The sequence below is a fragment of the Streptomyces sp. NPDC048197 genome (assembly GCF_043202395.1).
Classification (GTDB): Bacteria; Actinomycetota; Actinomycetes; order Streptomycetales; family Streptomycetaceae; genus Streptomyces; species Streptomyces siderophoricus.
Genome location: NZ_JBIDAJ010000026.1, coordinates 29,014 through 50,954 on the forward strand (window position 1 = coordinate 29,014; position 21,941 = coordinate 50,954).

General features: G+C 72.5%; 15 protein-coding genes and 2 pseudogenes. 6 read left to right on the forward strand and 11 right to left on the reverse strand.

What is annotated here, in order from left to right:
- Window positions 1-6 precede the first annotated feature (6 nt).
- A complete protein-coding gene (adh, locus tag ACGF4C_RS28235; protein ID WP_393569679.1) occupies window positions 7-1,530 on the forward strand; it encodes an aldehyde dehydrogenase in 1,524 nt (507 codons plus the stop codon).
- A 9-nt stretch (window positions 1,531-1,539) separates the two neighbouring features.
- On the opposite strand, the pseudogene ACGF4C_RS28240 reads toward adh, so the two are convergent.
- Window positions 1,540-3,994 (reverse strand): annotated as a pseudogene (locus ACGF4C_RS28240) (SpoIIE family protein phosphatase).
- Window positions 3,995-4,171: 177 nt separating this feature from the next.
- Here ACGF4C_RS28240 and ACGF4C_RS28245 point away from each other — a divergent pair.
- On the forward strand, window positions 4,172-4,747 hold the full coding sequence (locus tag ACGF4C_RS28245; RefSeq protein ID WP_393569681.1) for a helix-turn-helix domain-containing protein: 576 nt from the start codon (window positions 4,172-4,174) through the stop codon (window positions 4,745-4,747).
- A complete protein-coding gene (locus ACGF4C_RS28250) occupies window positions 4,744-6,240 on the forward strand; it encodes an alpha/beta hydrolase family protein (protein ID WP_393569683.1) in 1,497 nt (498 codons plus the stop codon). Before ACGF4C_RS28245 ends, ACGF4C_RS28250 begins: the two co-directional genes overlap by 4 nt.
- An 87-nt stretch (window positions 6,241-6,327) precedes the next feature.
- Here ACGF4C_RS28250 and ACGF4C_RS28255 read toward each other — a convergent pair whose 3' ends face one another.
- Window positions 6,328-6,681, reverse strand: coding sequence for a DoxX family protein (locus ACGF4C_RS28255; protein WP_393569685.1), 354 nt, complete (start codon window positions 6,679-6,681; stop codon window positions 6,328-6,330).
- 515 nt (window positions 6,682-7,196) lie between these two features.
- On the opposite strand from ACGF4C_RS28255, the gene ACGF4C_RS28260 reads away from it, so the two are divergent.
- Window positions 7,197-9,101: a chloride channel protein gene (locus tag ACGF4C_RS28260; protein WP_393569687.1), complete on the forward strand. Its 1,905-nt coding sequence runs from the start codon at window positions 7,197-7,199 to the stop codon at window positions 9,099-9,101.
- Here ACGF4C_RS28260 and narI read toward each other — a convergent pair.
- From narI to ACGF4C_RS28280, 4 genes are read right to left on the reverse strand one after another with little or no spacing between them, the layout of a single operon-like run.
- A complete protein-coding gene (narI, locus tag ACGF4C_RS28265) occupies window positions 9,079-9,822 on the reverse strand; it encodes a respiratory nitrate reductase subunit gamma (protein WP_393569689.1) in 744 nt (247 codons plus the stop codon). The genes ACGF4C_RS28260 and narI overlap by 23 nt on opposite strands.
- Window positions 9,819-10,457, reverse strand: coding sequence for a nitrate reductase molybdenum cofactor assembly chaperone (narJ, locus tag ACGF4C_RS28270; protein WP_393569691.1), 639 nt, complete (start codon window positions 10,455-10,457; stop codon window positions 9,819-9,821). Before narJ ends, narI begins: the two co-directional genes overlap by 4 nt.
- Window positions 10,454-12,115 (reverse strand): nitrate reductase subunit beta, encoded by a 1,662-nt coding sequence (narH, locus tag ACGF4C_RS28275; RefSeq protein WP_393569693.1) that lies wholly within the window; start codon window positions 12,113-12,115, stop codon window positions 10,454-10,456. The genes narJ and narH overlap by 4 nt, the downstream gene beginning before the upstream one ends.
- Window position 12,116: 1 nt before the next feature.
- The gene (locus tag ACGF4C_RS28280) at window positions 12,117-15,926 is read right to left on the reverse strand and encodes a nitrate reductase subunit alpha (protein WP_393569695.1); all 3,810 of its coding nucleotides are present in this window, start codon (window positions 15,924-15,926) and stop codon (window positions 12,117-12,119) included.
- Between the two features lie 191 nt (window positions 15,927-16,117).
- Between ACGF4C_RS28280 and ACGF4C_RS28285 the strand changes: the two genes are divergently transcribed.
- The gene (locus tag ACGF4C_RS28285; protein WP_393569697.1) at window positions 16,118-16,858 is read left to right on the forward strand and encodes an SDR family NAD(P)-dependent oxidoreductase; all 741 of its coding nucleotides are present in this window, start codon (window positions 16,118-16,120) and stop codon (window positions 16,856-16,858) included.
- A gap of 84 nt (window positions 16,859-16,942) precedes the next feature.
- Here the strand turns inward: ACGF4C_RS28285 and ACGF4C_RS28290 are convergent, their stop codons facing one another.
- From ACGF4C_RS28290 to ACGF4C_RS28300, 3 genes are all read right to left on the reverse strand, one after another.
- On the reverse strand, window positions 16,943-18,403 hold the full coding sequence (locus ACGF4C_RS28290; protein ID WP_393569699.1) for an FAD-dependent monooxygenase: 1,461 nt from the start codon (window positions 18,401-18,403) through the stop codon (window positions 16,943-16,945).
- Window positions 18,404-18,506: 103 nt separating this feature from the next.
- Window positions 18,507-19,112: a TetR family transcriptional regulator gene (locus tag ACGF4C_RS28295; RefSeq protein WP_393569701.1), complete on the reverse strand. Its 606-nt coding sequence runs from the start codon at window positions 19,110-19,112 to the stop codon at window positions 18,507-18,509.
- 155 nt (window positions 19,113-19,267) lie between these two features.
- Complete coding sequence (locus ACGF4C_RS28300; protein ID WP_393569703.1) at window positions 19,268-20,239, reverse strand: NADP-dependent oxidoreductase; 972 nt, start codon at window positions 20,237-20,239, stop codon at window positions 19,268-19,270.
- Window positions 20,240-20,412: 173 nt separating this feature from the next.
- Between ACGF4C_RS28300 and ACGF4C_RS28305 the strand changes: the two genes are divergently transcribed.
- The gene (locus ACGF4C_RS28305; RefSeq protein ID WP_261954440.1) at window positions 20,413-20,790 is read left to right on the forward strand and encodes a helix-turn-helix domain-containing protein; all 378 of its coding nucleotides are present in this window, start codon (window positions 20,413-20,415) and stop codon (window positions 20,788-20,790) included.
- 148 nt (window positions 20,791-20,938) lie between these two features.
- On the opposite strand, the pseudogene ACGF4C_RS28310 reads toward ACGF4C_RS28305, so the two are convergent.
- Together ACGF4C_RS28310 and ACGF4C_RS28315 are read right to left on the reverse strand one after the other, a co-directional pair.
- Window positions 20,939-21,295, reverse strand: a pseudogene (locus ACGF4C_RS28310) (FG-GAP repeat protein); the annotation flags it as partial.
- A 201-nt stretch (window positions 21,296-21,496) separates the two neighbouring features.
- A complete protein-coding gene (locus tag ACGF4C_RS28315; RefSeq protein ID WP_393569792.1) occupies window positions 21,497-21,925 on the reverse strand; it encodes a hypothetical protein in 429 nt (142 codons plus the stop codon).
- Window positions 21,926-21,941 lie beyond the last annotated feature (16 nt).

The following is a 21,941-nucleotide window of genomic DNA, read 5'->3' on the forward strand; positions in this document are numbered from 1 at the left end:
CGCTTCATGGCCCGTTACGCCAGCCCGGGTTCCGCCGATGCCGTGATGAGCTATCTGCCGCGCTACGACCACTGGATCGGCGGCGAGTTCGTGGCGCCCGCGGCGGGCCGGTACTTCGAGAATCCGACGCCGGTCAACGGAGCGCCGTTCACCGAGATCGCCCGGGGCACCGCCGAGGACGTCGAGCGGGCACTGGACGCCGCGCACGCGGCCGCGCCCGGCTGGGCCCGTACCCCGGCCGCCGAACGCGCCGCCGTCCTCCACCGGATCGCCGACCGGACGGAGGCGCACCTCGAGGCCCTCGCGGTCGCCGAGAGCTGGGAGAACGGCAAGCCGGTACGCGAGTCCCTGGCGGCCGACATCCCGCTCGCGGTCGACCACTTCCGCTATTTCGCCGGGGCGCTCCGGGCCCAGGAGGGCTCGCTGTCGGAGATCGACGAGGACACCGTCGCCTACCACTTCCACGAGCCGCTCGGCGTGGTCGCCCAGATCATCCCGTGGAACTTCCCGATCCTGATGGCCGCCTGGAAGCTCGCCCCGGCGCTGGCGGCGGGAAACACGGTGGTCCTGAAACCGGCCGAACAGACCCCCGCCTCCCTCCACTTCTGGATGAGCCTGGTCGCGGACCTGCTGCCGCCCGGCGTGGTCAACATCGTCAACGGCTTCGGCGTCGAGGCCGGCAAGCCGCTGGCGTCCAGCCCCCGGGTCGCCAAGATCGCCTTCACCGGCGAGACCACGACCGGCCGGCTGATCATGCAGTACGCCTCGGAGAACCTGCGCCCGGTGACGCTCGAACTGGGCGGCAAGAGCCCCAACATCTTCTTCGACGACGTCTCCGCCGCCACGGACGACTTCCTCGACAAGGCGCTGGAGGGCTTCACCATGTTCGCCCTCAACCAGGGCGAGGTGTGCACCTGCCCCTCCCGCGCACTGATCCAGCGCGGCCACTACGACGACTTCCTGGCCGCCGGCGTGGCCCGTACGGAGAAGATCGTCCAGGGCCACCCGCTGGACACCGACACCATGATCGGCGCCCAGGCGTCCAACGACCAGCTCGAAAAGATCCTCTCCTACCTGGACATCGGCCAGAAGGAAGGCGCCCGCATCCTGACCGGCGGCACCCGTGCCGAACTCGGCGGCGAACTGGAGGGCGGCTACTACGTCCGCCCCACCGTCTTCGAGGGCAACAACGACATGCGCGTCTTCCAGGAGGAAATCTTCGGCCCGGTCGTCGCCGTGGCCCCCTTCTCCGACTTCGACGACGCCATCGGCATCGCCAACGACACCCTCTACGGCCTCGGCGCCGGCGTCTGGACCCGCGACGGCTCCACCGCCTACCGCGCCGGCCGCGCCATCCAGGCCGGCCGCGTCTGGACCAACTGCTACCACGCCTACCCGGCCCACGCCGCCTTCGGCGGCTACAAGCAGTCCGGCATCGGCCGCGAGAACCACAAGATGATGCTGGACCACTACCAGCAGACGAAGAACCTGCTGGTGTCGTACTCGCCGAAGAAGCTCGGCTTCTTCTAGGCGCCCGTCCTACGCACTTCCCACCCCCGTGGGCGCCGACTCCACCGGCTGTTCCGCCCAGATGGTTTTGCCGTTGCGTACGTAGCGGGTGCCCCAGCGGGCGGTGAGTTGGGCGATCAGGAAGAGGCCGCGGCCGCCTTCGTCGGTGGTGGCGGCGTGGCGCAGGTGGGGCGAGGTGCTGCTGGTGTCCGAGACCTCGCAGATGAGGTGGTGGTCCCGGATGAGCCGGAGGGTGGCCGGGCCGCTGCTGTAGCGGTAGGCATTGGTGATCAGCTCGCTGACGATCAGCTCGGTGGTGAGGGCCAGGTCCTCCAGGCCCCAGTCGTGGAGCTGGGCGGCCGCGAGCTTGCGGGCCTCGGCGGCCGCGGTCGGTTCGGCCGGCAACTCCCAGGTGGCCACCTGGTGTTCGGCCAGGCAACGGGTGCGCGCTGCGAGCAACGCGATGTCGTCGCGGGGACTCTCGGGGAGCAGCGCGTCCTCCACCGCCTTGCAGGTCTCGTCCAGTGACCGGGCGGGATCGCTCAGCGCCTCGCGGAAGAGAGCCAGGCCCTCGTCGAGATCGCGGCGCCAGGCCGCCAGGAGTCCATCGGTGTAGAGGACGAGGAGGGAGCCCTCGGGCAGGTCCCATTCGGTGGCTTCGAAGGGCAGGCCGCCCAGGCCGAGCGGCGGGCCGGCCGGCAGATCGGGGAAGTCCACCCGTCCGTCCGGGGTCACCACGGCGGGCGGCGGGCGGCGGGTGGCCGGCGCGGGCGAGGGCGCAGCGCCCGTGGACCGGGTCGTAGACCGCGTACAGGCAGGTCGCGCCGACGATCTGCGGGGAGTTCTCGTCGGTCGCCTCCTGCTCGGCGGCCAGCCGGTCCACGAGGTCGTCCAGATGGGAGAGGACCTCGTCCGGTGGCAGGTCGAGGTTGGCGAGGGTGTGGACCGCGGTGCGCAGCCGGCCCATGGTGGCCGCGGCGTGGATGCCGTGGCCGACCACATCGCCGACGACGAGGGCGACCCGGAGTCCGGAGAGCGGGATGACGTCGAACCAGTCGCCACCGACGCCGGCGGTGGTGTCGGCCGGCCGGTACCGACGGGCGATCTCGACCGCGTGGTGCTCGGGCACCGCGCGCGGGAGCAGGCTGCGTTGCAGCGCGACCGCGGCGTGTTGCTGCTGGGTGTAGCGCCGGGCGTTGTCGATGGACACGGCGGCGCGGGCGGCGAACTCCTCGGCCAGCGTCAGGTCGTCCTCCTCGAACGGCTCGGGCCGGCGCCACCGCCACAGGCTCACCACGCCCAGTACGAGGCCGCGGGCGACCAACGGCACCACGATGAGTGAGTGGACGCCCAGTTCGCGGACCCGCTCGACCCTGGCCGGGTCCAGGGTCGACCAGGCGGGGGAGAATTCCAGGACCGGTTCGAGGACGGGACGTCGCTCGGCCAGGCATCTGGCCTGCGGTGCCTCCGGGGGGAAGTGCAGGGTGTGGCCCACCGGGAACATCACCGGCGGCGTCTCCGGCGAGACGCTCCGCACGGCCGTCCTGCGCAGGGCGGCCGACGGCTCCTGGTCCGGCTCCTCACCGCGGGTCACCGGTTCGAGCAGATCCACGGAAGCACAGTCCGCGAGGTCGGGGACCGCCACCTCGGCCAGCTCACGCGCCGTGGCCTCCACGTCGAGGGTGGTGCCGATGCGGGCGCCCGCCTCATTGAGCAGCGCCAGTCTCCGGCGCGCCCGGTAGCGGTCCGTGACGTCCTCGACGAGCTCGGTGACACCAAGGATGCGCCCGGACGCATCCTGCATCCGGAAGGCCGAGACGGAGACGAACATCTCCGTGTGGGGGTCGTGCCGCAGATGGCAGGGCTGCTCGGTGAAGATCAGTGGCTGGCCCGTTTCGAGCACCCGCCGCAGCCCCGACTCCACCAGGGCCGTGTCCCGGTCGACGACGAAGTCTCCGGTGCGCATCCCCCGGTAGTACTCGGCCGGGAGGCCGCCGAACCGCGCGATCGCCCGGTTCACCCGTAGCAGGCTCAGGTCGGGGGCGAGGACGGCGAGACCGATCGGGGAGCGGCGGAACATCCCGTCCAGGACCGACCGGTCCGTCTCCCACTGGATCACCTGCTCCGCGGGCGCACTCGCGAGGAACCACTCGACGCGGGAGCCCGGCCGCACCACCGCCCGGGCCCGGCAGCCCACCTCGACCCGTTCACCACCCCGGTTCCGCACCGGGATGACCCCGAACCAACCGCCGGCACTCACGCAGGCCGCCACCGCCGCCATGACGACGTCTTCATCGCGGGGGTCGAGCAGCAGGTCGCGGGCCGCCCGTCCCAGCACCTCCTCGGGCGAGTGGCCGAGCAGCGCCTCGGCACGCTCGCTCCAGCCGACGACCCGCCCCGTGTCGTCCAGCACCGCAGAGGCCGAGCGACGCACCGCGAACGGGTCGTCCGGACTCTCGCTGAACGTCGTCACCGGTGTGTCCATCACTACCACCCTCGTACCACCCCGGCGAGATCGCGCGCTGAGGCCGGGAGGGCTGCTCGTACCGGCCCGACGATCGGTCCGGAGGGTGGCCACCTGCGTGGGTTCGGGGTCCCAGCTCGGCAGGCAGAGTTGCAAATCTGGCTTGCAAGGGCACTTTGCAACTTCTAGGCTGCCGTTGTGCCACCCGAACCTCAGGAAATCAGCGACGTGGAGGCCCTCCGGGTGCTCGCGCACCCCATGCGGCAGAAGATCGAGCAGTGCCTGCGCAAGGGCCCCGCCAACTCCACCACCCTCGCGCGCGAACTGGGCGAGAGCACCGGGCTGACCAGCTATCACCTGCGCCAGATGGCCAAGCACGGGTTCATCGAGGAGGCGCCCGAGCTGGCGAAGGGGCGGGAGCGGTGGTGGCGGGCGGTCCCCGGGGACCGCCGGTTCCCGCCGTACAGCCGGCAGACGCCGCAGATGCGCGAGGCGCTGACGCAGATGCACCGGCTGAACCTCGCCGAACTGCTCGACACTGCCCGGCAGTTCGAGGCGGCGCGTGACACCCTCGGCCCGTGGGCGGATGCGGCGGTCTTCTCCCGTGCCACGCTGCGACTCGATCCGGCGCAACTCCGGGAGTTCTTCGAGGAGTACATCGCGTTGCTCCACCGGTACTCCCCCACGCAGGAGGAAGCGGCTCCCGGGGCGCGCGCCGTCCTGGTCCGTCTGCTCGGGTTTCCCGAGATCGGTGAAGGGGACGGCACGGCGTGAGGCTCTTGTTCCCACGATCCCGGTATCCGCGGGTGGCCGTGGTGTGGGCGGTTGCCCTTGCCGCCGTATTGGTGCCCGCGGGTGCCGCCCGGGCCGAGGGGCACCCCTCGCACGGACGCGTCCACGGCGGCGCGGGCCTGGTCCGCCAGGAGGTTTCCTTCCGGGGCGGTGACGGGCTCGTTCTGCACGGAACGGTGCTGAGCGCGGCCACGGCTCAGGGGGCGCCCGCCCGGCCCGGGATCGTGCTGGTCGGCGGGGCGGGGCCGGGGCCTCGCGAGGAGTACCGGCAGGAGGCCGAGGCCTTCGCCCGCGCGGGGATCACGACACTGGTGTACGACAAGCGCACGGTGGGCTACTCCAGGATGGACCGCGACTTCGGCCTGCTGGTGTCGGACGCCGTGGCAGGGGTGCGGCTGCTGCGTGGCCGGCCGGGGGTGGATCCGCACCACGTCGGTCTGTGGGGATTCAGCGAGGGGGGCTGGGTCGCCCCGCCGGCCGCCGCGCGCTCCTCCGACGTCGGCTTCGTGATCACCATCGGCGGGCCGGGCCACTCGCCCCTGCGCACCCAGACCTGGAACCTCACCACCCATCTGCGGCATCGCGGCATCACCGGCTCCTTCCTGCCCACCCTGGAGGGGCCCGCGGCCCAACTCGTCGCCGCCACCGGGCTGTTCCCCGAGGGAGACTTCGATCCGTTGCCGGCGTTGAGGCGGCTGCACCACACGCCGGTGCTGGCTCTGTGGGGCGATCACGACCGGCAGGTGCCGCCGCGGGAGAGCGCGCAGATATTTCGGCGCACCCTGGCCGGGGCGGGCAACCGGCATGTCGTCGTCCGCTTCCTCCGGGGCGCCGCGCACAACGGCCACCGCACCTCGGACGGCTTCGACCGGATCGCCGGACCGCTCTATCAGGGCAAGCGGTTGGGGGCGCTGGCCCCGGGCTACGTCCACACCCTCACCTCCTGGGTGGCTGCGGTGGCCTCCGGTCACCCTCCCCGGTCCAGCACCGCCCCCACCCCGCCACAGCCGGTGGCCAGTGCCCCCGCAGCCGGCGCCCGGTACGCCTGGCTGCCTCCCGTACTGCTGCTCCTGGGATTCGCCGCCTACCCGGTGAGCGGGGCGCTACGACGGATCGCGCGGCGCCCGCGGCCCGGCCCGGCCCGGGGGGCGGCCCTGCGGCGTTGGCTGGCCGGGCTGGGCCTCGTTGCGGTAACCGCCGCGGTGCTGTGCCCACTTGCGGTGTATGCGGTGGGCGACGGGGGTGCGGCGGGACCGGTGGTGGCGGGACGTCCGCTGGGATGGCTGGTGGCGCAGGCACTGAGCGTCACCGTGGTCGCGCTGACCGGGGTGGCGGCCTGGCGCCGGTGGAAAGGGCCCCGCACAGCGGTGCGTTCGCGGCCGCCCGCCCGTCCCGGGGTGGCGCGGGCGACGCTGATGGCGACAGCGGTGCTGTTCGTGCCGTGGGCGCTGTGGTGGGGGACGTTGCGTCCGTGAGGAACACCGCGGCGCCCGGTCCGGGGCCGCGGCGGCCGAACACGTCCCCCGGCGAGCCCTCCGCGCCCGTGCCGTGGGCCGGGGGGCTCACACCGCCTGGAGCGCGACGACCAGTGCGGACGTGCACAGGACGAGCATGCCGGTGGCGTTGAGGAAGAGGTTGCGCCCGTAGTCCTTGGCGCGTACGTGCAAGGAGATGGCAACGAGGAAGTAGGCCACCAGCGACGCGGTGGTGAGAACGGCCAGCGGCAGGAACCGGATGCCGACGATCAGGCCGGCCGCCGAGGCGGTCTTCAGCACGGGCAGCAGTCGCCAGTACCGGCGCGAAAAGCCGACGTCTTCCAGGCAGGCCCGGACGAATGCGACGGGCCCGACACACAGTGCGGCGTCGCCGAGCTGGACGGCGGCCAGGCCGGCCAAGAGCCACCACGGGTGGATCACGACGGATACCTCGTTTCGTAGCCGGGGGAAGCGCGGGAACAGCTGTCGCACGAGGGACGAGCGCGGGCCGGCGATTCGTGACATCACCACGTCGAGGAGGGGGCGGGCAGGCAGTACGGCGGTCCGCCGCCCTTCCCACCAGGCCGGTTCATCAAGCCGTTATCGCCGTCATATTTATTATTGCACTGTGCAATGTTACGGTGAGTGCGATGACCGATCCTGTGCGGCGCGGCAGGGCCGGTCCACCGGGCGTGAGGCGCGTGCCGCCGTCCGCCGTTCCATCGACTAGCACCACCAGTGCGCGCCGATGACCAGAGAGCGGAGCGGATCGCACCGCGACTGATCCGGCACCGGTATCGGCACCGGGGCCCCCGCCCGTTCTCTTTCCCAGGGCAATGACGCCCGCCCTTGCCGCTGTGTGACCACGCCCGGCCCCCCTGACAGCCGGGGGCCGGTTCGCGGGGTCCGCTGACAGTGGCCTGTTCCTTTTCAGCCAGACGAAGCGGAGGTACCCCGTGGCCCGGCCCGACGCCGCCCGGAATCAGACGACGACAGGAGCGAAGAGGCCCGGCCGCCCCTCCGGCGAGAAGATCGCGGAGCTCGGCGACTTCCACGTCCTGCCCCGGGTCGCGGTGATCACCGGCCTGGCCGTGCCTGTCGGGGCGGTCGCCGCGCTCGTCGCCGTGGGGCTGCTCAAACTGATCGCCCTGTTCACCAACCTGTGCTTCCACGGCCGCTTCTCCTTCGGCGGGGCCACCCCGGGCTCCACCGCGCACTGGTGGCTCATCCTCTGCATGCCGGTGCTGGGCGGGCTGGTCATCGGGCTGATGGCCAGGTTCGGGTCGGAGAAGATCCGCGGCCACGGCATGCCCGAGGCCATCGAGTCGATCCTCGTCGGAGGCAGCCGGGTCCAGCCGCGCGTCGCGGTCCTCAAGCCGGTCTCGTCCGCGATATCCATCGGCTCCGGCGGCCCGTTCGGCGCCGAAGGGCCGATCATCATGACCGGTGGCGCGGTCGGCTCGATCCTCGCCCAGTTCCTCCGCGTCACCACCGACGAACGCAAGACCCTCCTGGTGGCCGGTTCCGCCGCGGGCATGGCGGCCACCTTCAACTCCCCGCTCGCCGCCATCCTGCTCGCCGTCGAGCTGCTGCTCTTCGAGTGGCGGCCCCGCTCCTACCTGCCGGTCGCGGTCGGCGCGGTCACCGCCACCCTCGTACGCGGACCGCTCCTGGGCACCGAGCCGCTCTTCGGCGGCGCCCACGTCCCCACCGAACTGCCGGTCTCCGTCTACGGGCTGTGTGTCGTCGCCGGGCTCGCCGCCGGGCTCCTCGCCCTTCTGGCGACGTGGCTCGTCTACTTCTCCGAGGACCTGTTCGCCAAGTTGCCGCTGCACTGGATGTGGTGGCCCGCCTTCGGCGGCGCGGTCATCGGACTCGGCGGCCTGGTGGAGCCGCGCGCGCTGGGCGTCGGCTACGACGTCATCGACCAGCTGCTCACCGGCCGCGCCACCGTGGGGCTGATCCTCGGCATCCTCGTCGTCAAGACGCTGATCTGGGGGCTCTCCCTGGGCTCGGGCACCTCCGGCGGCGTCCTCGCCCCGATGTTCATGATCGGCGGCGCGCTCGGGGCCGCCGAGGGGCTCGTCTTCCCCTCCGTCAGCCCCGGCTTCTGGGCCCTGGTGTCACTGGCGGGCGTGCTGGGCGGGGTCATGCGCTCGCCGCTGACCGGCATCGTGTTCTGCGTGGAACTGACCCATGAGCTGCACGCCCTCCTCCCGATGGTGATCACCGCGTCCTCGGCGTATCTGCTGTCGGTGATCGTCCTCAAGCGGTCCGTGCTCACCGAGAAGATCGCCCGCCGCGGCCTCCACCTCACCCGCGAGTACTCCGTGGACCCCTTGGAGGTCCACCTCGTACGCCAGCTGGAAACCCCCGTCACCCTCACCTTCCGTACGGACCAGACCGCCGGCGAGGCCGGGGCCCGGCTGCGCGAGGCGCATCAGGCCCGGGACGCCGACGGCGTCCTCGCCCAGCGGCTCTACCCCGTCCTGGACGGCGCGGGAGGCCTGGCGGGGGTCGTCACCCGCGCGGAACTGCTGCACGGCGCTCCGGACGACGAGCGGGAGCTGGGCGGTCTCGCCCGTCCCGCGATCACCGCCCATCCGGACGAGACCCTGCGGACCATCGCCAACCGCATGGCGGCCCACCAGGTCACCCGCGTCGTCGTCACTCCCCGCAGCGCGCCGGACCGCGTCGAGGGGATCCTGAGCCTGCGTCATCTGCTCGAAGCGCGCCGGGTGGACCTGCACGAGGAACAGCACGCCGAACGCGTCCTCACCCCCTTCCGGCGGGTGCCGCAGCAGCGCAAGCCGGCCCCGGCGGCCTCCGCCGGGGCGCTCAGCGACGCCGCCGGCTGCTGATCCCGCGCGCCGCGCCGACCGCCGGATGGCGGTACGGCGCGGCCGGTGTGCGGGAGCGGTAGACGACGTAGGGGCGGACGAGGTAGCCGACCGGCGCGGTGAAGGCGTGCACGAGACGGCTGAACGGCCACAGCGCGAACAGCGCCATCGCCAGCAGCGCGTGCACCTGGTAGACGAGCGGCGCACGGGCCATGGCGGAGACCTCGGGGTCCAGGGCGAACAGGCTGCGGAACCAGATCGAGACGCCGAGGCGGTAGTCGTACGAATGGGCGGCCACCCCGGAGGCCGTTGCGGTCAGGCCCGCGAGCAGCACCGCCGTGAGCAGCGGGTAGACGGCCCGGTCGCTGCGGCTGGTCGCGGCCCGTACGGCGGGGACGCGCAGCCGGCGGTAGAGGAGGACGGCCAGGCCCAGCGCGGTGGCCAGGCCCGCGGCTCCGCCCACCAACAGGGCGTTCTCGTGGTACAGGTGCTCGCTGATGTGCAGCCGGTCGGTCAGCGACTCCGGTACCAGCAGCCCCGCGATGTGTCCGGCGATGACGAACAGCAGGCCGTAGTGGAACAGCGGGCCGCCGATCTTCAGCAGCCTGCTCTCGTGCAGCTGGCTGGAGCGGGTGGTGAAGCCGAACCGGTCGTAGTGGTAGCGCCAGGTCACCCCCGCGACGAGCAGGACCAGCGTGAGATAGGGCAGGACGCCCCACAGCGCGATGTGCAGATGCGTCATCTGCGGGCTCCTCGGTCGCTCGGTTGCGGCTGGGCGGGGAACGGATCCAGGCCCACGGTCTCGGTCGGCGGCCCGGTACGGGCGAGCCGGAGGGCCTCCTCGCGGCTGGCCGGCGACGTGCCTGGAAGGCCGAGGCAGACGGCCTGGAGGAGGTCGGCGTACGGGCTGCGGTGGGCGATCAGGGCGAAGCGCAGCACCTCAAGAGCGGCCCGGTACCCGGTCAGCAGCGGGACGCCCGCCGCCGGGCTGCGGGCGGCGAACTCCAGGACGACGGGCAGGAAGTCGGGCAGCTCCTCCTCCGGCGGCACCCAGCCGTGCTGCCGGTAGAGGGACTTGAGGCGGGCCAGGGAGGAGCCGCGGCGGCGGGTGTCGCCGTCGGTGTAGTACGTGAGGTAGAGACAGCGCCGCCGGCTGCGGTCGAAGGTGGCGACGTACCGGGCGGCGAGGTCCAGGGGGTCGGCGCCCGCCATCCGTGTGCAGAAGCCGAGCAGCAACTCCACCTCGGTGCCCGGGAGTTGGCGTACCGCGGAGTGGACCGTGCGCAGCCGCTGCGGCCAGTCGTGGTCCGGGTAGCCGAGGAGCAGGGAGGCAGCCTGGTGGACGAGGGGGCCGACGGGGCCGACGGGGCGGGTCACCGTCGCGGCTCCGTCACGCGGGGGAAGAGCCCGGCGGGCCGTCCCCTTCCGTCCCAGTTGAGCAGGTTGACGCGGCCGTGCAGTCCGGTGCCGGGGCCGGCCGGCCCCACGGCGGGTGCGGCGTGGAAGGCGTCGGCGTCCCGGCCCGGCATCATCCCCGGGCCGCCGGCCCCGTCCAGGCTGCACCCGTCCGCGCTCCCGTCGTGCGGGGCGCCGGCGGTGTAGCTGGTCGGGATCACGTACCGCTCTTCGTACTTGGCCAGGGCGAGCAGCCGGTAGAGGTCCAGGATGCCCTGCTCGTCGAGGCCCACCGCGGCCGCGATGCCCGGGTCCTGTTCGTCGCCGAGGTTGACCCGCCGCATGTGCGCGCGCATCGCCGCGAGCCGGCACAGCGCGGCCTCCACCGGGGCCGGGTCGCCGGCGGTGAACAGTTCGGCGAGGTACGCGACGGGGATGCGCAGGGAGTCGATCGCGCCGAACAGGCCGGCCGGGTCCTCGCCGTCGTGGCCGGTGGCGGTCAGTGCGTCCACCACCGGTGACAGCGGCGGGACGTACCAGACCATCGGCATCGTCCGGTACTCCGGGTGCAACGGCAGGGCCACCCGGAAGCGGCTGATCAGCGCGCGGACCGGGGAGCGGCGGGCGGCCTCGACCCAGTCGTGCGGGATGCCCGACTCCCCGGCGGCCCGGACCACTTCGGGGTCGTCCGGGTCGAGGAAGCAGCCGAGCTGCGCCTCGTAGAGGTCCTGCTCGTTCTCGGCGGAGGCCGCCTCGCCGACCTTGTCCGGGTCGTACAGCATGACGCCCAGGTAGCGCAGCCGCCCCACGCAGGTCTCCGAGCAGACGGTGGGCTCACCGGCCTCGACCCGTGGATAGCAGAAGGTGCACTTCTCGGCCTTGCCGGTGGAGTGGTTGAAGTAGACCTTCTTGTACGGGCAGCCGCTCACACACATCCGCCAGCCCCGGCAGCGGTCCTGGTCGACCAGGACGATGCCGTCCTCGATCCGCTTGTACATCGCGCCGGAGGGGCAGACGGCGACGCAGGACGGGTTGAGGCAGTGCTCGCAGATGCGCGGCAGGTAGAACATGAACGCCTGCTCGTACTCCAGCCGGACCTTCTCGTTCATCCGGCGCAGGACCGGGTCGGCGGCCAGCTGGTCGGGGCCGCCGCCCAGGTCGTCGTCCCAGTTGGGGCCCCAGGTGACCGCGGTGGGGCGGCCGTCGATGAGGGAGCGGGGCGGGGCGGTGGGGAGGTCGTCGCCGAGCGGGGCGGTGGTCAGGTTCTCGTAGTCGTACGTCCAGGGCTGGTAGTAGTCGTCGAGGGTGGGCAGTTCGGGGTTGGCGAAGAGCCGGGCCAGGCGGCGGGCGCGGCCGCCGGTGCGCGGGACCAGCCGGCCGTGCTTGAGCTGCCAGCCGCCCTTCCACCTGTCCTGGTCCTCGTGGCCGCGGGGGTAGCCCTGGCCGGGGCGGGTCTCGACGTTGTTGAACCAGACGTACTCGGTGCCGGTGCGGTTGGTCCAGGTCTGTTTGCAGGTGACCGAGCAGGTGTGGCAGCCGATGCACTTGTCGAGGTTCATGACCATGGCCACCTGCGCCATGACCCGTGGGCGGCCGGGCCCGGGGGTTTTGCGCGGGCGCCCGGCCTTGTTCTGCTTCATGTCAGTACTCCACGTCCTGGGCGCGGCGGCGGATCGTCGTCACGGCGTCGCGCTGGTTGCCGGTCGGGCCGTAGTAGTTGGGGGCGAACGACAACTGGCCGTATCCGCCGATGAGATGGGTCGGCTTGATGAGCAGCTTGGTCAGGGAGTTGTGCACACCGCCGCGCCGCCCGGTCGCCTCCGACCTGGGCACGTTCACCAGGCGTTCCTGTACGTGGTACATGAACACCGTGCCCGTCGGCATGCGGTGCGAGACCACCGCGCGGGCCACCACCACGCCGTTGGTGTTGACCGCTTCCACCCAGTCGTTGTCGGCGGCCCCGATCGCCTCCGCGTCGGCGGGGCTCATCCAGATCACCGGGCCGCCGCGGGCCAGCGTCTGCATCAGCAGGTTCTCCTGGTACTCGGAGTGGATGGACCACTTCGAGTGCGGGGTGAGATAGCGGACGGTCACCGCGCGGTCCGCGCCCGGGCGCCCGGCCGGGCCGCTCTCGCCGAGCTCGGCCATGTTCAACGGCGGCCGGTAGACGGGCAGTTGCTCGCCCAGCTCGGCCATCCAGTCGTGGTCGAGGTAGAAGTGCTGCCGGCCGGTGAGGGTGTGCCAGGGCTTGTGGTGCTCGGTGTTGATGGTGAAGGGCGCGTACCGGCGGTCCGGGGCCTCCTTGCCGGACCATTCGAAGCTGGCGCCGACCTGCACCGGCCGCTGCTGGGTGTCGCTGAACACCACCCGGCGCTCGGCCACCGACGCCGACAGCTCCGCGAGCCCGGCGCCGGGGCCGACCCGGTCGGCGAGCCGGTCGAACCCCTCGGCCGCGAGGCGTCCGTTGGTGGTGCCGGACAGCGCGAGGATCGCCTCGCACAGTTTGACGTCGGTGTCGAGCAGCGGCCGTCCGCGGGCCGGCCCCGAGGTGGCCGTGCCGCACCGCGCGGCCAGCCAGCCCGCCTCCGGGCCCGGCATGACGGTCACCCCCTTGACCGTCATGCCGTGTTCCTCGGCCAGCGGTCCGAACGTGGCCATCCGGTCGGCGACCGCGGTGTAGTCGCGCTCCACCAGCGTCATCTTCGGGTGGTTGCGGCCCGGTTCGGGCCGCTCCGGTCCGTCGCGCCAGTCGGTGACCCGCCCACCGGGCTGGGCGGTCTCGTCCTTGGTGTCGTGCTGCAGGGCGGTGGCCACCAGGTCGTACGCCACGTCGAGGCGGCCGGCGGCCAGCTCGCTGAGCTTGCGGGCCAGGCCGTGGAAGATCTCGAAGTCGGTGCGGGCCTGCCAGGGCGGGTTGATGGCGGGGCTGAAGGCGTGCACGTAGGGGTGCATGTCGGTGCTGGACAGGTCGTGTTTCTCGTACCAGGTCGCGGCCGGCAGCACGAGGTCGGAGAAGAGCGTGGTGGAGGTCATCCGGAAGTCGAGGGAGAGCAGCAGGTCGAGCTTGCCGTGCGGGGCGTCCGCACGCCAGGTGACCGTTCGGGGGCGGCTCTCCGGCGGCGCCTCCTCGGCGCCGGCACTGTCCCGCGCGCCGAGCAGATGCCGCAGGAAGTACTCGTTGCCCTTGGCGGACGAGCCGATGAGGTTGGCCCGCCACACCGTCAGCACCCGCGGCCAGTTGGGTGCCGCGTCCGGATCCTCGCAGGCGAAGTCCAGTTCACCCGCGGCGAGCCGGTCCGCCACCCAGTCGCCCGGTTCCTGGCCGCTCTCGCGCACCCGCCGCCCGAGGTCGAGCGGGTTGGCGGAGAACGTGGGGTACGACGGCATCCAGCCGAGCCGGGCGGACCGTGCCACGAGGTCGGCGGTGTGCTGCCCGGCGAAGGTACCGCGGCCGGTGGGCGAGGCCAGCGCGTCGGCGGCGTACGACTCGTAACGCCACTGGCCGGTGTGGAGGTACCAGTACGGCGTGCCCGCCATCTGGCGCGAGGGCCGCACCCAGTCCGCCGCGGAGGACAGCTGCTGCCAGCCCGCGTACGGCCGCACCTTCTCCTGGCCGACGTAGTGCGCCCAGCCGCCGCCGTTGACGCCCTGGCAGCCGGTGAGGATCAGCAGCGACAGGAACGTCCGGTAGATGGTGTCGGAGTGGAACCAGTGGTTGGTGCCCGCGCCCATCACGATCATGGCGCGGCCCCGGCTCCGTTCCGCGGTGCGGGCGAACTCCCGTGCCACCCGGACCGCCGCGGCGGCCGGCACCGAGGTGATCTCCTCCTGCCAGGCCGGGGTGCCGGGCTGCGCCGCGTCGTCGTAGCCGCTGGGCCACTCACCCGTCAGGCCGCGGCGGGGCACCGCGTACTGGGCGAGCAGCAGGTCGAAGACGGTGGTCACCAGCCGCCCGCCGATCTCGCGGACCGGGACGCCACGGGTCACCGTGCGGCCCGGCTCGTCGAACCGGGGAAGCGTCACCCCGACGCCCGAGCCACCGCCGTGGGCGTCCTCGTGCCCGTGGAAGGACAGCAGTGGATCGACCCCGCCCAGGTCCAGGTTCCAGGCGCCCTCCCCGCCCTTGGTCCACCGGTCCCCCATCGTCCCGTTCGGTACGACCACGTCCTCGGTGTCCGCGTCGACCAGCACCGGCATCCACTGCCGCGCCTCCTCCTCCGCGTGCGGGGCGAGTCCCAGATCGGCGGCGGTGACGAACTTGCCCGGCACGTACCGGCCGGCGCCGCGCTCCTCCAGTGCCACGAGGAACGGCAGATCGGTGAAGCGCTTCACGTAGTCGGTGAAGTACGGGACCTGACGCTGGACGAAGAACTCCGTGAGCACCACATGGCCCATCGCCATGGCCAGGGCGCCGTCGGTGCCCGGATGCGGGTGCAGCCACTCGTCGGCGAACTTCGTCGCGTCCGCGTAGTCGGGCGAGACCACCACGACCTTCTGGCCGCGGTAGCGCGCCTCGGCCATCCAGTGCGCGTCCGGCGTGCGCGTCACCGGCACGTTGGAGCCCCACAGCATCAGATACGCCGCGTCCCACCAGTCCCCCGACTCGGGGACATCGGTCTGGTCGCCGAAGACCTGCGGCGAGGCGATCGGCAGGTCGGCGTACCAGTCGTAGAAGGAGAGCATGGGCGCGCCGATGAGGGAGTGGTAGCGCGCGCCGACGGCGTGGGAGGCCATCGACATGGCGGGGATCGGCGAGAACCCGGCGATGCGGTCGGGGCCGTACTCCTTGAGGGTGTGCACCTGTGCGGCGGCCGCGATCTCCAGGGCCTCGTCCCAGCCGATGCGCACCAGACCGCCCTGCCCGCGCGCCGACTGGTACCGCCGCCGCTTCTCCGGGTCCGAGGTGATCTCCGCCCAGGCGGCCACCGGGTCACCGCCGAGCCGCGCCTTCGCCGCCCGGAACAGCTCCACGAGCACGCCCCGCGCCATCGGGTGGCGCACCCGGGTGGGCGAGTAGGTGTACCAGGAGAACGAGGCACCGCGCGGGCAGCCCCGCGGCTCGTACTCCGGCCGGTCGGGGCCGACCGACGGATAGTCCGTCTCCTGGGTCTCCCAGGTGATCAGCCCGTCCTTGACGTAGACCTTCCAGGAGCATGAGCCGGTGCAGTTGACGCCGTGGGTGGAGCGGACCACCTTGTCGTGGGCCCACCGCTCGCGGTACGCACTGTCGTTGACCGACTGGTCCGTGCGGTACACGGCCCGCAGATCGGGGGTCGTCGGCGCCCTCCGCAGCAACTGGCCCGCCTTGAGGAGCCGTTCGGCCGCTTCGGCCGCCGCACGCTCCGCGTCCGCCCTCGCCCTGCCTCGCACCACAGCCCACCACTCTCTTGTGAACGCGATGGAGCACCACCTCAGGTGGAGGCGGATCGCCCTCGTTTGCTCGCCCAGCATCCCGCCGGGGATCAACGAGCAAATAGAACATACCGGGGCATTTAGCGAGAGCTGGCGAAGGCTTTCATTGCACTTTGCAATGTTTGGCGGCGTCATTATCTTTCTGACCGAACAGTTTCGGACACCCCGCACTCCGCGTCCCCGCGCCCCCGCACCCTCTCGCCCGCCTGGCCGTGGGAGGATTCCCGATCATGACGCTTGAACCATCGGATCGGCCCGTTGCCCTGGTCACGGGGTCCACCTCGGGGATCGGCGAAGCCGTCGCACGGCGGCTGGCGGCGGACGGCATGCGGGTCGTCGTGCACTCGCGGAACAGCGCGGAGGCGGGCGAGGAACTGGCGGCGGAGCTCGGCGGGGCGTACGTACGGGCCGATCTGGCGGTGGAGGACGAGGCCCGCGGGCTGGCCGAGGCGGCGCTCGACCGGTACGGGCGGCTGGACGTGCTGGTGAACAACGCGGGCATCAGCTGGCCGATCCCGCACGATGACCTGGCCGCGGCCACTCCGGCGGACTGGCGGCAGCTGCTGGAGGCCAACCTGATCGCGCCCTGGGTGCTGTGCACGGCGGCGCTGCCGGCCCTGCGCGAAGCCCCGGCGGGCGGCAGCATCGTGAACGTCACCAGCCACGCCGGGGTCCGCCCCAAGGGCTCCTCGGTGCCGTACGCGGCGAGCAAGGCCGCGCTGAACCACGTGACCCGGTTGCTCGCGGCCGCGCTCGCGCCCGACGTACGGGTCAACGCGGTGGCTCCGGGGCTGGTGGACACGCCCATGACGAAGGACTGGGCACATGCGCACGAAATCTGGCGGGACCGCGCGCCGATGCGCCGCCCGGCCCAACCCTCCGACGTGGCCGACCTGGTGGCCTCGGTGCTCGCCAACAGCTACCTCACCGGCGAGGTCATCCTGCTCGACGGCGGGCTGAACCTCACCTGACGCGCCAGGGGCCGGGGCGGCGGCGCGGGCGGACGGCCACCTCGGGCGCCTCGGCCACCTCGGGCGCCTTACGGGCCGTTCCGCTCAAGCCGCCGTGAACCAGGTGCCCAGCGCCTCGTGCAGGCCGTCGCCCGTGGTGCCCTGCCAGGCGACGTAGCAGTCGGGCCGGAGCAGCAGGGCGGTGTCGAGTCCGGGGACGGTCACGGTGTCGACGTGCGGGGCCCAGGGGCCTGCGTCGAGGGTCCCCGTCGGGTCCAGGAGGAGCGGCCGGCCGGTGCGGGTCAGTTCGCGCAGGCCCGGCAGGTCCGGTGCCCAGCGGCCGACGAGCGCTCCGGTCGCCGGCCCCATGTCGTAGCTGAGGTCCGCGCCGGACAGCAGATCCGCGAGGTGCTGCCGCGTCGCCGGCTGGGCGAGCAACTCGCCGAAGAGTTCCCGCAACGCCGTCACTTCGCCGCCCGGCCGGGTCAGCAGCGACTGCGCCTGGGTGTGCATGGCGACCCGCCGGGCGGCCGGGGACCGTTCCGCCTCGTAGGTGTCCAGCAGTCCCTCCGGCGCGTGGCCGCGCACGGCCGCGGCCAGCTTCCACCCGAGGTTCACCGCGTCCTGCAGGCCCAGGTTGAGCCCCGGGCCGCCGATCGCCGAGTGCACGTGCGCGGCGTCGCCGAGCAGGAATGTCCGGCCCGCTCGGTAGCGCGACGCGATCCGGGTGTTGCCGCCGGACAGCAGCCTCATCGAGTGTGGTCCCGGCCCGTTCGGCGGGCCGAGCGGCAGGTCCGCGCCGAGCACCCGGGAGACGCTGGCCCGAAGCGCGTCGAGCGAGGCCTCACCCTCGGCCGGCTGCCCCCATTCCACCGTGCTGAGCAGCGGATCGCCGCCGGGGAACGGCGCCCAGGCGATCAGACCGCCTTCGGTCCGCAGGTGCCGGAACGGCGGCACGGTGCCGAAGCCGGGTACGACCAGCTCACCATCGGCCCCGACCAGCTCCCGGGGCACGCTGACATGTCCGGTGCGCGACACCGAGTCGTCCCTGGTCACGCCCGGGAAGTCGATCCCGGTGAGCTTGCGGACCACGCTGTGCCCGCCGTCGGCGCCGACCAGGAACGCCGCCTCGACCGGCTTGCGCCCGCGCAGCTCGATCACCACCGACCGCTCGCCCTGCGTCAGGCCGATGACCTCATGGCCGCGGCGGATCTCCACGCCCAGTTCGGCCGCGCGCTCAGCGAGCATCTGCTCAATTCGGCGCTGTGGCACCTGCAAGGTGTGGAGCGGGTTGTCCGGCAAACCGGTCAGGTCGAGCGGGAACGCACCGAAGACGTAGCCGGGTGCCGGCCGGGGGGTGGCAGGGGCACCGGGCGCGGTCAGCCGCTCGTACAGGCCGCGCCGGTCGAGCATGCGGACGACCTGACCGACCAGGCCGTTCGCGCGCTGCTCGGAGGTCGGTTCGGCGAGGCGTTCCAGGACGAGCGGGCGCACGCCGGCCAGGGCGAGCTCGCAGGCGAGCATCAGGCCGTTGGGGCCGGCGCCCGCGATGACGACGTCGATCATGAGTGGGTTTCCGTTTCCGGGCAGGGGCCGTCGGCCCGGCCGCCGCCGGGCTTCCGGTCCGGGAGGAAGTGTTGCCTACGGGTGGATTCCTCGGGGTGGACGCCTACGGGGCCGACAGACCCGTCGCGACCCGGGTGAGGGCGTCCGCGAGCAGACGGCTCACCGGCACCGGCGGATCGGTGCGGAGGTGGTGCGCGGTGGCGGTGTTGATCGCGGCGACGACTGCGGACGCGACGAGGTGCGGGTACAGGTCCTGCCGCAGATCGGTACCGGTACGGTCGGCGACGGCCGCGGCGATCTCGGCCTCGGCGAGGGCGCCGGCCCGCAACATCTCGCCCTGCAGGGCCGGTTCGGAGACCATCATGCGCACGCCGGCCGTCCACCGGGCCGCGTCGGCGACGGGATGCGCGGCCGTCTCGGCGTCCGGCCCGAACTGGGCCAGCACCGAGCGGGTGAGCGCCTCCCAGAGCGGCTCCCCCGGCCCCGCACGCAGCGCTTCCGCGATGCGGAGGATCCGGTCGAGGTGGCGGGCGACGATCGCTTCTCCCTTGCTGGAGAAGTAGTTGTTGAACGTGCGCGGGGAGACGCCGGCAGCCTCGGCGATGTCCTCCACCTTGACGTTGCCGAAACCGCGCTCGACGGTCAGCCGGACCGCCGCCCAGCTGAGCGCCGCACGCGTCTCGGCCTTCTTCTGCTCTCGCAACCCCATGACAGAAGACGGTAGCAAAACTTGCGTGGCACGCAAATATGCGTGCCACGCAAGTTTCGTTTCGGCGGTGTTCCTCAGCCCGCCGTCCCGCCTCGGTGTGGACGTCGAGGTGCCTCCTCGGCGGAGAAGTGCGCCGGCTCGCGCGAGGACGGTGCTCAGTCGGTGACCTTGAGGACGATCTTCCCGCGGGTCCGCCCGGTCTCGCCGAGGCGGTGGGCGTCGGCGGCCCGTTCCAGCGGGAAGACGTCGGCGACCTCGACGGAGAGGGCGCCGTCCGAGATCAGCCGGGCGACCTGGGCGAGCGCCGCGCCGTCGGGCTCGACGAGGAAGGGGGTCGTGCGCAGGCCGCGGTCCTCGGCCTGGGCGGCGAGTTCCGGCGCCACGTCCGACGGCACGACGACCAGCAGACCGCCCGGGGCCAGGACGTCGAGGGAACGGGTGCCCGTCGCGTCCACCGCGTCACCGACGAGGTCGACCACCACGTCGACGTCCTTCACCACGTCCTCGAAGCGGACGGCGGTGTAGTCGATCAGCTCGTCGGCGCCCAGCTCCCGCAGCCACTCGTGCTTGCCCGCACGCGCCGTCCCGATGACATGGGCGCCCAGGTGCCGGGCGATCTGCACGGCGAAATGACCCACCCCGCCGGCCGCGGCGTGGATCAGCACCCGCCGGCCCGGCCGGACGTCCGCGGCGTCGACCAGGATCTGCCAGGCGGTGAGCGCGGCCAGCGGAACCGCAGCCGCCGCCTCGTGGCTCAGGACCGCGGGCTTGCGGACGAACTGCCGGGCCGGCGCGGTCACGTACTCGGCGTAGGCCGAGGCGGCCCGGGGGAACCAGGGCATGCCGAAGACCTCGTCGCCCACCTTGAGCGTGTGGACGCCGAAGCCGACCTCCTCCACCACGCCGGAGACGTCCCAGCCCAGGGTGAACGGCGGGTCACCGAGCACGCCGAGCCCGCCCACGGCCCGGGTCTTCCAGTCGACCGGGTTGACCCCGGCGGCGTGCACCCGCACCAGTACCTCGGTCGGCAACGGCACCGGCCGCGCGGTCTGCGCGACGCGCAGCACCTCGGGACCGCCGAAGGCGTCCTGGACGACGGCAAGCATGGTGGTGGAGGGGGTGGTCATGGGGTGGCTCCTGGGTACTGGGGCGGGACAACGGGTGGTGGCGACGGTGACGGGGAGGTCTGGTGGACCGCACCTCACCGCGCGTCCCGGAAGCTACCCCGGAGGGAGTAGTAACCAGCAAGGGCGGTTACTATCCAAGGGGAAGTATCGAGGTGGTGGAGAGGTGGCAGGGGATGACGACGACGTGCAGGACCGGGAGCCATGACGAACACGACGTCTACGCGGCGCTCTGCCCGGGACGTGAGGTGTTCGATCTGCTGTCCAACAAGTGGACGGCGCTCGCGATCGGCGCCATGGAGGAGGGACCGCAGCGTTTCGGGGCCCTGCAGCGCCGGCTCCAAGGCGTCAGCCCGAAGGTGCTGACGCAGACCCTGCGGCGGCTGGAGACCGGCGGCTTCGTCGACCGGACCGTCATCCCCGCCGTACCGCTGCACGTCGAGTACGCGCTGACCGACCTGGGACGCAGCGTCGCCCAGCCGCTGGCGGCCGTACGGCACTGGGTCGAGGCCCACCTCGACGAGATCGGCAGCCCGGCCGCCGCAGCGGGCTGACGTGCGCCCCGGCCCGTCGGCCTACTGGAGGGAGCCGTCGACCAAGTCGGGGTCGACGGAGGTGACCCCCGCGGTCGTGAGGCCCGCCGCGCTGCCGGGCAGGCGGAGCGCGCCACCGGTGCTGGTCACGAACAGGGTCGGCGTAGCCGTCGTGATCGATATCGCCCGCGGAGAGCGAGGCGCCGAAACAGTCCTCCGGCTCGGGGGTACCGGGGATTCCTGCGGTGGCCTGGGTGATCCGGGCGGCGGTCGTGGGGCCCTGTGCGCCGCCGCGCCAGACGGTCACCGCGCCCCGGCCGTTCGCGTCGTCCGGATTTCCGATGGCGATGTCGCCGTGGCCGTCCTTGTCGAAGTCGGCGATCAGACCGTCCCCGACGTGGAAGTCCGCGGAGTTGACCTTCAGCACCTTGCCGGACGCGGGCTTCGCACCGCCTTTGAGGAACCACGCGTTCCGCTCGGTGCGCGTCCCGGGGAAGGCCGCTTCTCCGATCGAATGGGGTCTCATGGGTGGGTGGGTCTCCGGTTCGGAACGGGCACGAGGCCCTGGCCGGCTGCCGCGGTGCGCAGTCCGGCAACCGCGGTACGGAGGGGACCACTTGAGCGGCCCGGGGTTGTACGGCCGACGCGTAGGAGCTGGGGCCGCCGGTGCGAGGCGCGAGCCCACGGGTCGCACCTCCCCCGGTACGGGCGCTCAGGCCGTAAGCGCTCAGGCCGTCAGTGTCGCGATGCCCAGGGCCAGCAGGGCGAGTGCCTTGAGCGACTCGGCTACGGCGTAGAGCAAGTGGGCGCGGGAGCGCGGGAGTTCCTCGCCGGCCAGCACCCGGTCGGAGCGGCGGTTCAGGGCCGGGCGGATCGCCGTGAGCTGGGTGGCCAGGACAAGGACGGCGACGGCCGCCGGGAGCACCACGGAGGCCGGGGGACGGCCGAGGGCGACCGTGGTGACCACGACGACGGCCAGCACCGCCTCGACCCGGTTCAGGGCCCGGAAGACCAGGCGGCCGATGCCGAGGCCGATGCGGATGGTCACGTCGGGGGCGCGGAACTTCAGGGGCGCCTCCAGGAAGGAGATGGCGAGGACCATTCCCAGCCAGACGAAGGTCGCCGCGACGGCCACGGCGGCGGGGGCGGCGTGCAGGGTGCTCGTGGCGTGC

What these genes read in the sequence shown, in the direction of transcription:
- adh (WP_393569679.1), top strand. Translation starts at nt 7, where the DNA reads ATGGCCCGTTACGCCAGCCCGGGTTCCGCCGATGCCGTGATGAGCTAT.
- narI (WP_393569689.1), bottom strand. Translation starts at nt 9,822, where the DNA reads ATGACGCATCTGCACATCGCGCTGTGGGGCGTCCTGCCCTATCTCACG.
- narH (WP_393569693.1), bottom strand. Translation starts at nt 12,115, where the DNA reads ATGAAGCAGAACAAGGCCGGGCGCCCGCGCAAAACCCCCGGGCCCGGC.
- ACGF4C_RS28280 (WP_393569695.1), bottom strand. Translation starts at nt 15,926, where the DNA reads ATGCTGGGCGAGCAAACGAGGGCGATCCGCCTCCACCTGAGGTGGTGC.
- ACGF4C_RS28285 (WP_393569697.1), top strand. Translation starts at nt 16,118, where the DNA reads ATGACGCTTGAACCATCGGATCGGCCCGTTGCCCTGGTCACGGGGTCC.
- ACGF4C_RS28290 (WP_393569699.1), bottom strand. Translation starts at nt 18,403, where the DNA reads ATGATCGACGTCGTCATCGCGGGCGCCGGCCCCAACGGCCTGATGCTC.
- ACGF4C_RS28295 (WP_393569701.1), bottom strand. Translation starts at nt 19,112, where the DNA reads ATGGGGTTGCGAGAGCAGAAGAAGGCCGAGACGCGTGCGGCGCTCAGC.
- ACGF4C_RS28300 (WP_393569703.1), bottom strand. Translation starts at nt 20,239, where the DNA reads ATGACCACCCCCTCCACCACCATGCTTGCCGTCGTCCAGGACGCCTTC.
- ACGF4C_RS28305 (WP_261954440.1), top strand. Translation starts at nt 20,413, where the DNA reads ATGACGACGACGTGCAGGACCGGGAGCCATGACGAACACGACGTCTAC.